Below are 12,409 nucleotides of genomic sequence, written 5' to 3' on the forward strand. Positions count from 1 at the left end.
GATGGACGAAGGTCTACGTTTTGCTATCCGTGAAGGTGGCCGTACAGTTGGTGCTGGTGTTGTTGCAACTATCGTTGAATAATATTTGACGACACGGTACTAAAAAGGGCATCATTTGATGCCCTTTTTCTGCGCTGTTGCTTGGTTTTGCATATTTTTTGCTCAAGCATGCAGGAAGAAAAATTTACTATGATGAAGTTTTTTGTTTGTAATTAAGGCTTTAGAGCTTTCCTTCATTAGAGCCTCGCTTATGCGGGGTTATTTTCGTCTATATTGAGACTAGTTACAGGTTGGTTGTATGAAAGCGAATGCCGAAAACCAAAGCAGCTCTGGTGGTATGGATGGCCTTAAGTGGGTCGCTGTATTTGCCTTGCTAGCTGCCGCTGTGGTTGGTAATTACCTGTACAGTGATGTTTCTGTAGTGCTACGTGCTGCTGCTGTTGTTGTCCTTGTGGCTGCAGCTGGTGGTATTGCCGCACTTACAGCAAAAGGTAAAACCGCGATCTCGTTTGCCCGCGAATCGCGCATGGAAGTCCGCAAGGTAGTATGGCCTACTCGTCAGGAAGCTACGCAGACAACCTTTATCGTTTTAGCTGTCACTGTCATTATGGCGTTAGCCTTGTGGGGCATCGACGGCATCATGGTCCGTCTAGTCCGCCTAGTTACCGGTGTGTGAGGTAAGAGTTCATGAGCGAAGCTCCAAAAAAACGATGGTATGTAGTACAGGCCTTCTCTGGTTTTGAAGGTCGTGTTGCACAGTCACTACGTGAGCATATCAAAATGCACGGCATGGAAGAGCACTTCGAAGAAGTACTTGTCCCAACAGAAGAAGTTGTGGAAGTCCGTGCGGGCCAGCGCCGGAAGAGCGAGCGTAAGTTCTTCCCTGGTTATGTGCTTGTACAGATGGTGATGAACGATGAGACATGGCATCTGGTACGTAGTATCCCTCGTGTAATGGGGTTCATCGGCGGTACATCTGACCGTCCGGCTCCGATCTCTGATAAAGAGGCAGATGCTATTCTTAACCGTCTTGAGAAAGCGAGTGAATCGCCTGTTCACAAGACTGTCTTTGAACCGGGTGAAGTTGTCCGTGTTACGGATGGCCCGTTCGCAGACTTTAACGGTGTTGTAGAAGAAGTTGACTACGACAAGAGCCGTGTGAAGGTATCTGTATCCATCTTCGGCCGTGCGACTCCTGTAGAACTGGAGTTTGGTCAGGTGGAAAAAAGCTGATCATTAAGTAATCAGTTTTAGTTGTCAGGGGCGTGAAATTGGACTATAATTTCGCGCCCTTTCGTTAGACGGGGAGTCTATTTCTCGAAAATAGACGTTCGAACCCAAATTAAGGTAAATAGCAATGGCTAAAAAAGTAGAAGCTTACATCAAGCTGCAAGTTGCAGCTGGTATGGCAAACCCAAGTCCACCGGTTGGTCCTGCACTAGGTCAGCACGGTGTGAACATCATGGAATTCTGTAAAGCGTTCAACGCTAAGACTGACTCAGTTGAGAAAGGTCTACCGACTCCAGTTGTTATCACAGTATACAACGACCGTTCATTCACGTTCATCACTAAGACTCCACCTGCTGCTGTTCTTCTTAAGAAAGCTGCTGGCGTTAAGTCTGGTTCTGGCCGTCCGAACACTGAGAAAGTTGGTACTGTAACTGACGCTCAGATCCAAGAGATCGCAGAAACTAAAGCTGCGGACATGACTGGTGCTGACATCGAAGCTATGAAGCGTTCGATTGCTGGTACTGCTCGTTCAATGGGTCTAGTGGTAGAGGGTTAAGACAATGGCAAAACTAACTAAGCGTATGCGCGTAATCCGCGAAAAAGTTGACGTTGCACGTGAGTACGACATCAATGAAGCTGTTGCTCTTCTTAAAGAACTAGCTACTGCTAAATTTACTGAAAGCGTTGACGTTGCCGTTAACCTTGGCATCGATGCACGTAAATCTGACCAGAACGTTCGTGGCGCAACTGTGCTACCACACGGTACTGGCCGTGAAATCCGCGTAGCGGTATTCACTCAGGGTGCAAACGCTGAAGCTGCTAAAGAAGCTGGCGCTGATCTAGTAGGCATGGAAGAACTTGCTGCTCAGGTTAAGAAAGGCGAGATGAACTTCGACGTAGTTATCGCATCTCCAGATGCAATGCGCGTTGTAGGTCAGCTTGGTACTATTCTTGGTCCACGCGGCCTAATGCCAAACCCTAAAGTTGGTACTGTAACTCCTAACGTTGCTCAAGCGGTTAAGAACGCTAAAGCGGGTCAGGTTCGTTACCGTAACGACAAGAACGGCATCATCCACACTACTATCGGTAAAGTGGACTTCGATGCTGAACAACTAAAAGAGAACCTAGAGTCTCTTCTAGTTGCCCTGAAGAAAGCTAAGCCTTCTTCAGCTAAAGGTACTTTCATCAAGAAAGTAAGCATCTCCACCACTATGGGTGCAGGTGTAGCGCTAGACCAGAATACTCTGGAAACTAACGCACAGTAATTTGCAGTAACGCTGAATTAGTGTATAATCCAGCGTTCACAAATTCATGGCTAAGGTCGATTGCTTGGCAATTGACCTTCGTCAAAGACCGTAGGCGTTTCGTTCTTTTGAGCAAACTTAATATTACCTACGTAGACGGTGCCAGAACATGATTGATGTAAATCTATCTTGGATCTGCGCCGTAAGACTCTCCTGCCATAGTGGCAGTGAGTGGTGTAATGACTGGGGTAACCCAGCAAAATCCAGGAGCTATATCCAATGGCATTAAATCTTCAAGACAAAAAAGCAATTGTTGCTGAAGTCAACGAAGCTGCCAATGGTGCCCTGTCTGCAGTTGTTGCTGACTCACGTGGCGTTGCAGTTGATGCGATGACTTCTCTACGTAAACAAGCTCGTGAAAACGGCGTTTACCTGAAAGTTGTTCGTAACACACTAGCACGTCGCGCAGTTGAAGGTACTGACTTTGAGTGTCTACAAGACACTTTCGTTGGTCCTACACTGATCGGTTTCTCTAATGAGCACCCAGGTGCTGCAGCGCGTCTTTTCAAAGACTTCGCTAAAGAGAACAAAGATTTCGAGATCAAAGCAGCCGCATTCGAAGGCGCTGTTGCTGACGCAGAAATTCTTGCGACACTACCAACTTACGACGAAGCAATTGCACGCCTAATGATGTGCATGAAAGAAGCTTCAGCTGGCAAGCTGGTACGTACTATCGCAGCTGTACGCGATCAGAAAGAAGAAGCTGCGGCGTAATCGCCTTTGCTTTATCTGAACGCTATATTAAATTAATTGTTGATTTCAAAGAGAATTGTTATGTCTATCACTAACGAGCAAATCCTAGACGCAGTTGCAGAAATGTCTGTAATGCAAGTTGTTGAGCTAATCGAAGCTATGGAAGAAAAATTCGGCGTTACAGCTGCAGCAGCAGTAGTAGCGGGCGGCGCAGCTGCAGAAGCAGCTGAAGAGCAAACTGAGTTTGACGTAATCCTAACAGCTGCTGGCTCACAGAAAGTACAGGTTATCAAAGCTGTACGTGGCGCAACTGGCCTAGGTCTTAAAGAAGCTAAAGCTCTAGTTGACGGCGCACCTTCTGCACTTAAAGAAGGCGTTGACAAAGCAGAAGCTGACGCTCTTAAAGCTCAGCTAGAAGAAGCTGGTGCTTCTGTTGAAATTAAGTAATAATTACTTAGCTTCATAGCCTTAATTGGCTAATGGCTGGTGGCTACAATGCCACCGGCCTTTTTGCGCTGTAGGGTAGTGGTGTTTTCACATTGTTTTGCAATCACTATTCATGCAAAAAGCAGTTCTGTTTTCCAGGATTGTTCCAACTATAAACAGTGTCATTAGTCACTGCTCCTCGTTTTGAGCAGTTTGGATCACTTATCAGCGATCTGAGGAACCTATGGTTTACTCTTATACCGAGAAAAAGCGTATCCGTAAGGATTTTGGTAAGCGTCCACAAGTTTTGGATGTTCCATACTTGCTGTCGATCCAGCTTGAGTCTTTTAAAAAGTTCATCGAGCAGGATCCAGAAGGGCATTACGGTCTAGAAGCTGCCTTTCGTTCTGTTTTTCCAATTCAGAGCTATAACGGCAATTCCGAGCTGCAATACGTTAGCTATCGTCTCGGTGAGCCGGTCTTCGATGTTAAAGAATGTCAGATTCGTGGCGTAACATATTCTGCACCACTTCGTGTGAAGCTTCGTCTTGTCATGTACGATAAAGACGCGCCAGCTGGCACAGTCAAAGACATTAAAGAACAAGAAGTTTACATGGGCGAAATTCCGCTCATGACAGATAACGGTACTTTCGTTATTAACGGTACCGAGAGGGTTATCGTATCCCAGCTACACCGTAGCCCGGGTGTTTTCTTCGACAGCGATAAGGGTAAGACCCACTCCTCAGGTAAAGTGCTTTATAACGCACGCGTAATCCCATACCGTGGTTCATGGTTGGATTTCGAATTTGATCCTAAGGATAACGTATTCGTACGTATCGACCGTCGTCGTAAACTACCAGCTTCAATCATCCTGCGCGCACTAGGCTACACTACCGAGCAGATCCTTGACATGTTCTTCGAAAAAGTAAACTTCGAAGTTCAGGGCAAGTCTCTGGTTATGGAATTGGTACCTGAGCGCCTGCGTGGTGAAACTGCCAGCTTTGATATCGAAGCCAATGGCAAGGTTTACGTTGAACAAGGCCGTCGCATTACCGCTCGCCATATCCGCCAGCTTGGTAAAGACGGTGTTGACCACATCGAAGTACCTGTTGAATACATCGTGGGTAAAATCGCGTCACGTGATTACGTGAACGAGGAAACCGGCGAATTGATTGCAGCTGCTAACCAGGAACTTAGCCTGGAAACGCTAGCACTGCTATCTCAATCTGGCTACAAGTCTCTAGAAGTTCTATTTACGAACGATTTGGACTTCGGTCCGTACATGTCTGACACCATCCGTGTCGACAGCACGACCGACCGCCTAAGCGCACTGGTAGAAATCTACCGCATGATGCGTCCTGGTGAGCCGCCAACGCGCGAAGCCGCGGAGCAGCTATTCGAAAGCTTGTTCTTCAGCGAAGAGCGTTACGACCTATCTGCTGTTGGTCGTATGAAGTTCAACAGCTCGCTAGTTCGTGAAGAAACTACAGGTCCGGGTACCCTAGATCACGCTGACATCATCGATGTAATGCGTCGTCTAATCGATATCCGTAACGGTAAAGGTGAAGTTGATGATATCGACCACCTTGGCAACCGCCGCATCCGTTCTGTAGGTGAGATGGCTGAAAACCAATTCCGTGTTGGTTTGGTACGTGTTGAACGTGCAGTTAAAGAGCGCCTAAGCCTTGGTGACCTTGATGCAGTAATGCCTCAAGACCTTATCAATGCCAAGCCAATTTCTGCGGCAGTTAAAGAGTTCTTCGGCTCTTCTCAGCTGTCTCAGTTTATGGATCAGAACAACCCGCTGTCAGAAGTTACTCACAAACGTCGTATCTCGGCGCTTGGTCCAGGTGGTCTGACTCGTGAGCGTGCTGGCTTTGAGGTTCGAGATGTTCACGCGACCCACTACGGTCGTCTATGTCCGATCGAAACGCCGGAAGGTCCAAACATCGGTCTGATCAACTCACTGTCTGCTTTTGCGCAGTGTAACCCTTACGGTTTCTTAGAAACACCATACCGTAAAGTTATCGACGGCAAGGTAACCGAGGAAATCGATTACCTATCTGCAATCGAAGAAGGTCATTACGTTATCGCTCAGGCGAACGCCGCGCTTAATGAAGACGGTTCATTCGCTGACGAATTGATCACTGCTCGCCAGAAAGGTGAATCAGGTCTGCACCCACGTGACCATGTGCAGTACATGGACGTTGCAACCAACCAGGTTGTATCGGTGGCGGCATCTCTGATCCCATTCCTAGAGCACGATGATGCAAACCGTGCCCTTATGGGTGCGAACATGCAGCGTCAGGCTGTTCCTACTCTACGTGCTGATAAGCCGCTAGTAGGTACAGGTATCGAACGTAACGTAGCGGTTGACTCCGGTGTAACAGCCGTAGCTAAACGTGGCGGTATGGTTCAGTCAGTAGATGCTTCTCGTATCGTTATCAAAGTTAACGAAGACGAGTTGGTACCAGGCGAAGCGGGTATCGACATCTACAACTTGACCAAGTACACCCGTTCTAACCAGAACACATGTATCAACCAGCGTCCAACTGTGATGCCGGGTGAGCCTGTGGCTCGTGGTGACGTGCTTGCCGATGGTCCATCTACCGACCTTGGTGAACTAGCCCTTGGCCAGAACATGCGTATCGCATTTATGCCTTGGAACGGTTACAACTTCGAGGATTCCATCCTTGTATCTGAGCGTGTTGTACAGGAAGACCGCCTGACAACTATCCACATTCAAGAACTATCTTGTGTGGCGCGTGATACTAAGCTAGGTGCGGAAGAAATTACTGCCGATATCCCTAACGTGGGTGAAGCAGCGCTATCTAAGCTGGATGAATCAGGCATCGTTTACATCGGTGCTGAAGTTAAGGGTGGTGACATCCTAGTTGGTAAGGTGACACCTAAGGGTGAAACTCAGCTGACTCCTGAAGAGAAGCTACTACGTGCTATCTTCGGTGAGAAAGCGTCTGACGTGAAAGACTCTTCTCTACGTGTACCGAATTCAGTGTCTGGTACTATCATCGACGTTCAGGTATTTACCCGTGACGGCGTTGAGAAAGACAAGCGTGCGCTAGAAATCGAAGAGATGCAGCTGAAAGAAGCTAAGAAAGACATCACTGAAGAATTCCAGATCCTTGAGGGTGGTCTTCTTGCACGTGTTCGTACTCTTCTTCTTGCAGCCGGTTACAGCGAAGACAAACTGTCTACAATGGACCGCGAGAAGCTGTTTGGTCAGACTCTTGATGATGAATCACAGCAGAACCAACTTGAGCAGCTAGCCGAGCAGTACGACGAGCTGAAATCAGAGTTCGATAAGAAATTTGAAACCAAGCGCCGTAAGATCACTCAGGGTGATGACCTAGCGCCGGGTGTCCTTAAGATTGTTAAGGTATACCTAGCTGTTAAGCGTCGTATCCAGCCTGGTGATAAGATGGCGGGTCGTCACGGTAACAAGGGTGTAATCTCTAAGATTTGTCCTGTTGAAGATATGCCGTACGATGAAAAAGGTCAGACAGTTGATATCGTACTGAACCCGCTGGGTGTACCGTCTCGTATGAACATCGGTCAGATCCTGGAGACTCACTTGGGTCTTGCAGCGAAAGGTATCGGTGACAAACTGAACGAGATGCTTAAGCAGCAGCAGGAACTACATCAGTTCCGTAACTTCCTGCAGAAAGTGTACGACCTGGGCGACACGCGCCAGGATGTAGACATTGCCGCCCTAAGCGACGACGAAGTACATACGTTGATCAAGAACCTGCGTAATGGTCTACCTATCGCGACACCAGTCTTCGACGGTGCGCCAGAAAGTTCTATTAAAGAGCTTCTGAAATTGGGTGACTTGCCAGAATCTGGTCAGCTGAAACTGTTTGACGGTCGTACCGGTGATATGTTTGAGCGTCCTGTAACTGTTGGTTACATGTACATGCTGAAACTTAACCACTTGGTTGATGACAAGATGCATGCCCGTTCTACCGGTTCTTACAGCCTAGTTACTCAGCAGCCGCTGGGTGGTAAAGCTCAGTTCGGTGGTCAGCGTTTCGGTGAGATGGAAGTGTGGGCGCTAGAAGCATATGGCGCAGCATACACCCTACAGGAAATGCTAACTGTTAAGTCGGATGACGTTAACGGCCGTACGAAGATGTATAAGAACATCGTCGATGGCGACCATCGTATGGAACCTGGTATGCCGGAATCGTTCAACGTATTGTTGAAAGAAATCCGCTCGTTGGGTATCAACATCGAGCTGGAAGACGAATAAACCTCGGTTCATACCAAGATTTATTAGTTACTCCGGTATAAATATGAAGGCGCCAGTAGACTGGCGCCTTTATGGGTCAACTCCTCACAGGAGCCGAATGTGAAAGACTTACTTAAGTTTCTGAAAGCACAACACAAGACTGAAGAATTTGACGCGATCAAAATCGGTCTTGCTTCACCAGACATGATCCGTTCATGGTCTTTCGGTGAAGTGAAAAAACCAGAAACCATCAACTACCGTACTTTTAAGCCTGAGCGTGACGGTCTTTTCTGTGCACGTATCTTTGGCCCAGTAAAAGACTACGAGTGTCTTTGTGGCAAGTACAAGCGCCTGAAGCACCGTGGTGTTATCTGTGAAAAATGTGGCGTAGAAGTAACTCAGACTAAAGTACGTCGTGAACGTATGGGTCACATTGAGCTAGCTTCTCCAGTTGCCCACATCTGGTTCCTTAAGTCACTGCCATCTCGTATCGGTCTGTTAATGGACATGCCGCTACGTGATATCGAGCGTGTACTTTACTTTGAATCTTACGTGGTAATCGAACCGGGTATGACCAACCTTGAGCGTAGCCAGCTGCTGTCAGAAGAACAGTACCTGGATGCACTTGAAGAGTGGGGCGACGAGTTCGACGCGAAGATGGGTGCTGAAGCCGTTCAGGCACTTCTGGCCAATATGGACCTGAATGCTGAAATCGAGCTGATGCGCGAAGAGCTAGAAGAAACTAACTCTGAAACCAAGCGTAAGAAGCTAACCAAGCGTCTTAAGCTGGTAGAAGCATTCCTACAGTCAGGTAACAACCCAGAGTGGATGATCCTGTCTGTACTGCCAGTACTACCGCCGGATCTACGTCCGCTGGTACCGCTAGATGGTGGCCGTTTCGCAACGTCTGATCTGAATGATCTGTACCGTCGCGTAATCAACCGTAACAACCGTCTTAAGCGTCTACTGGACCTAGCAGCCCCTGACATTATCGTACGTAACGAAAAACGTATGCTTCAGGAGTCTGTTGATGCATTGCTAGATAACGGTCGCCGTGGCCGCGCTATCACAGGTTCGAACAAGCGTCCTCTGAAATCTTTGGCTGACATGATCAAAGGTAAGCAGGGTCGTTTCCGTCAGAACCTACTTGGTAAGCGTGTAGACTACTCTGGTCGTTCTGTTATCACCGTAGGTCCATACCTACGCCTGCATCAGTGTGGTCTTCCTAAGAAGATGGCACTTGAGCTATTTAAGCCATTTATCTACGGCAAGCTAGAGACTCGTGGTCTTGCGACAACGATCAAAGCTGCTAAGAAGATGGTTGAGCGCGAAGAAGCGGTTGTTTGGGATATCCTAGACGAAGTGATCCGCGAACACCCAGTCATGCTTAACCGTGCACCAACACTGCACCGTTTGGGTATTCAGGCATTTGAACCAGTACTAATCGAAGGTAAAGCGATTCAGCTTCACCCACTAGTGTGTGCGGCATACAACGCCGACTTCGATGGTGACCAGATGGCGGTACACGTACCCCTAACACTGGAAGCACAGCTTGAAGCTCGTGCGCTGATGATGTCAACGAACAACATCCTTTCGCCAGCATCTGGTGATCCGATCATCGTACCTTCTCAGGACGTTGTATTGGGTCTTTACTACATGACTCGTGAGAAGATTAACGCTAAAGGCGAAGGCATGTACCTTGCAGGTCCTGCTGAAGCTGAAAAAGCATACCGTACAGGTAATGCTGAGCTGCATGCTCGCGTTAAAGTTCGTATTACTCAGTTCGTGAAAAGCGAGCAGGGTGGCTTGGTTGAAGATACTCAATTGATTGATACGACTGTTGGTCGTGCAATGCTATGGACTATCGTACCGAAAGGTCTGCCATTTAGCCTTGTGAATACCGAAGCGTTGGGTAAGAAGCAGATCTCTAAACTGCTTAACACTTGTTACCGTGAACTGGGCATGAAAGATACTGTTATCTTTGCTGACCAGATCATGTACACAGGTTTTGCTTACGCTGCACTTTCTGGTGTGTCTGTTGGTATCGACGATATGGTTGTACCAGAAGCGAAATACACCAAGATCGCAGAAGCAGAAGCAGAAGTTGCTGAAATCCAAGAGCAGTTCCAATCTGGTCTTGTAACCGCCGGTGAACGTTACAACAAAGTTATCGATATCTGGGCAACAGCGAATGAGCAAGTTGCTAAAGCGATGATGGATAACCTGTCTTTCGATACTGTCATTAACCGTGACGGTGAAGAAGAGCAGCAGAAATCGTTCAACAGCGTTTACATGATGGCCGACTCAGGTGCTCGTGGTTCTGCCGCACAGATTCGTCAGTTGGCGGGTATGCGTGGTCTGATGGCTAAGCCGGATGGCTCAATCATCGAAACACCGATCACAGCGAACTTCCGTGAAGGTCTGAACGTACTACAGTACTTCATCTCTACTCACGGTGCTCGTAAGGGTCTTGCCGATACCGCACTGAAGACAGCTAACTCCGGTTACCTAACGCGTCGTCTAGTTGACGTTGCGCAGGATGTTGTAATCACAGCTGATGACTGTGGTACGCATGCAGGTATCACCATGATGCCTCTAGTCGAAGGTGGTGATGTTAAAGAGCAGCTAGGTGACCGAGTTCTTGGTCGTGTTGTTGCTGAAGACGTTATCAAGCCGGGTACAGAAGAAGTTCTTGCTCCACGTAACACGCTTCTTGATGAGAAGTGGTGTGACATCCTGGAAGAGAACTCTGTTGACCAGGTCAAAGTGCGCTCTGTTGTAACCTGTGAGAATGACTTCGGTTGTTGTAAGTTCTGTTACGGTCGTGACCTAGCACGTGGTCACTTGGTGAACACTGGTGAAGCAGTAGGTGTTGTTGCTGCTCAGTCAATCGGTGAGCCAGGTACACAGCTTACGATGCGTACGTTCCACATTGGTGGTGCAGCATCTGCAGCCGCTGCTGAAAACAGCATCCAGGTTAAGAACAACGGTTCGATGAAACTGCATAATGCCAAGTTTGTTACTAACAACGAAGGCAAGCTAGTTATCACTTCTCGTGCGTCAGAAATGAGCGTTATCGATGAGTTTGGTCGTACCAAAGAGAACTACAAACTGCCATACGGTTCACACCTAACTAAAGGTGATGCTGCGGAAGTTAAAGCTGGCGAAGTTATCGCTAACTGGGACCCGCACACAATGCCAATCATCACTGAAGTGGCAGGTCGTATCCAGTTTGTTGACCTGATTGATGGTGTAACTGTTTCTCGTCAAACTGATGAGCTAACGGGTCTGTCTATGATCACTGTACTTGACGCTGCAGAGCGTACCGGTGCAGGTAAAGACATGCGTCCAACGGTTAAGCTAGTTGATGAAAACGGCCATGATGTAATGATCGCCGGTACTGAAGTACCAGCTCAATACTTCCTGCCGGGTAAAGCAATCATCCAGCTAGAAGATGGCGCAATGGTTGGTATCGGTGATACGCTAGCACGTATCCCGCAGGCATCTGGCGGTACGAAAGATATCACCGGTGGTCTACCACGAGTTGCTGACCTGTTCGAAGCACGTAAGCCGAAAGAGCCTGCGATCCTTGCTGAAATCACGGGTATGGTTTCGTTCGGTAAAGAAACTAAAGGCAAACGTCGCCTAATCATCACACCTTCTGAAGGCAACGCATACGAAGAAATGGTACCTAAGTGGCGCCAGCTGAACGTATTCGAAGGTGAGAAGGTTGAGAAGGGTGATGTAATCGCCGATGGTCCAGAGGCTCCGCACGATATTCTACGTCTACGTGGTGTACACGCAGTTGCAGAATACATCGTTAACGAGGTTCAGGAAGTTTACCGACTACAGGGCGTTAAGATTAACGATAAGCACATCGAGACAATCATTCGTCAGATGCTGCGTAAAGTTACTATCGTGTCTTCAGGTGACTCTGAGTTCCTACCTGGTGAGCAGGTTGAGTTCTCTCGCGTAACGATTACTAACCGTAAGCTTGAAGCTGAAGGTAAGCTAATCGCAACGTTTGAGCGTGACCTACTGGGTATCACCAAAGCATCGCTTGCAACTGAGTCGTTCATCTCAGCGGCATCGTTCCAGGAAACGACTCGCGTACTAACAGAAGCTGCGGTTTCTGGTAAGCGTGATGAGCTACGTGGCCTGAAAGAGAACGTAATCGTTGGTCGTCTGATCCCTGCTGGTACCGGTTTTGCGTACCACCAGAACCGTCAGCGTCAGCGTGATGCAGAGCTAGAGCCAGTTGCACCTCAAGTAGATGCAGAGCAGGCATCGCAAGATCTTGCTGCACTACTGAATGCCGGCCTAAGCGACGACTAATCGTTAGCTAACGCATTGAATAAAAGGGTACCTTCGGGTGCCCTTTTTTATTGCCTGTTGTCAGGGGAGATGCTCACAAATGACACTTCTGCAACGTATCCGCCCCATGATTCCACGGGGCGATTATTAATGAGAGAAGTTCCAAGGAAGTAGAGAGTCGATATCCGGCTCA

9 protein-coding genes are annotated in these 12,409 nt (G+C 48.0%); all 9 read left to right on the plus strand.

From position 1 onward, the window contains the following. Window positions 1-82: EF-Tu C-terminal domain-related protein (locus tag ACVA53_RS24340; RefSeq protein WP_082874015.1), on the plus strand; the 82-nt coding region annotated here is incomplete at its 5' end. Window positions 83-298: 216 nt separating this feature from the next. Beyond that, window positions 299-676 carry a preprotein translocase subunit SecE gene (gene secE / locus ACVA53_RS24345; protein ID WP_107350963.1) on the plus strand — a complete coding sequence of 126 codons (378 nt, stop codon included), beginning with the start codon at window positions 299-301 and terminating at the stop codon, window positions 674-676. Between the two features lie 11 nt (window positions 677-687). Further along, complete coding sequence (gene nusG, locus ACVA53_RS24350; protein ID WP_047874630.1) at window positions 688-1,233, plus strand: transcription termination/antitermination protein NusG; 546 nt, start codon at window positions 688-690, stop codon at window positions 1,231-1,233. A 124-nt stretch (window positions 1,234-1,357) separates the two neighbouring features. Then, window positions 1,358-1,786, plus strand: coding sequence for a 50S ribosomal protein L11 (gene rplK / locus ACVA53_RS24355; RefSeq protein ID WP_255044516.1), 429 nt, complete (start codon window positions 1,358-1,360; stop codon window positions 1,784-1,786). A 4-nt stretch (window positions 1,787-1,790) separates the two neighbouring features. Then, window positions 1,791-2,495, plus strand: coding sequence for a 50S ribosomal protein L1 (gene rplA, locus ACVA53_RS24360; RefSeq protein ID WP_255044515.1), 705 nt, complete (start codon window positions 1,791-1,793; stop codon window positions 2,493-2,495). Between the two features lie 258 nt (window positions 2,496-2,753). Next, a complete protein-coding gene (gene rplJ / locus ACVA53_RS24365; protein WP_255044514.1) occupies window positions 2,754-3,248 on the plus strand; it encodes a 50S ribosomal protein L10 in 495 nt (164 codons plus the stop codon). A gap of 60 nt (window positions 3,249-3,308) precedes the next feature. Beyond that, on the plus strand, window positions 3,309-3,674 hold the full coding sequence (gene rplL / locus ACVA53_RS24370; protein ID WP_255044513.1) for a 50S ribosomal protein L7/L12: 366 nt from the start codon (window positions 3,309-3,311) through the stop codon (window positions 3,672-3,674). Window positions 3,675-3,897: 223 nt separating this feature from the next. Further along, window positions 3,898-7,923 carry a DNA-directed RNA polymerase subunit beta gene (gene rpoB, locus ACVA53_RS24375; protein WP_255044512.1) on the plus strand — a complete coding sequence of 1,342 codons (4,026 nt, stop codon included), beginning with the start codon at window positions 3,898-3,900 and terminating at the stop codon, window positions 7,921-7,923. Window positions 7,924-8,022: 99 nt separating this feature from the next. Continuing rightward, complete coding sequence (gene rpoC / locus ACVA53_RS24380) at window positions 8,023-12,237, plus strand: DNA-directed RNA polymerase subunit beta' (protein ID WP_255044511.1); 4,215 nt, start codon at window positions 8,023-8,025, stop codon at window positions 12,235-12,237. Window positions 12,238-12,409: the final 172 nt, after the last annotated feature.

The sequence above is a fragment of the Photobacterium sp. DNB23_23_1 genome, from assembly GCF_052873815.1.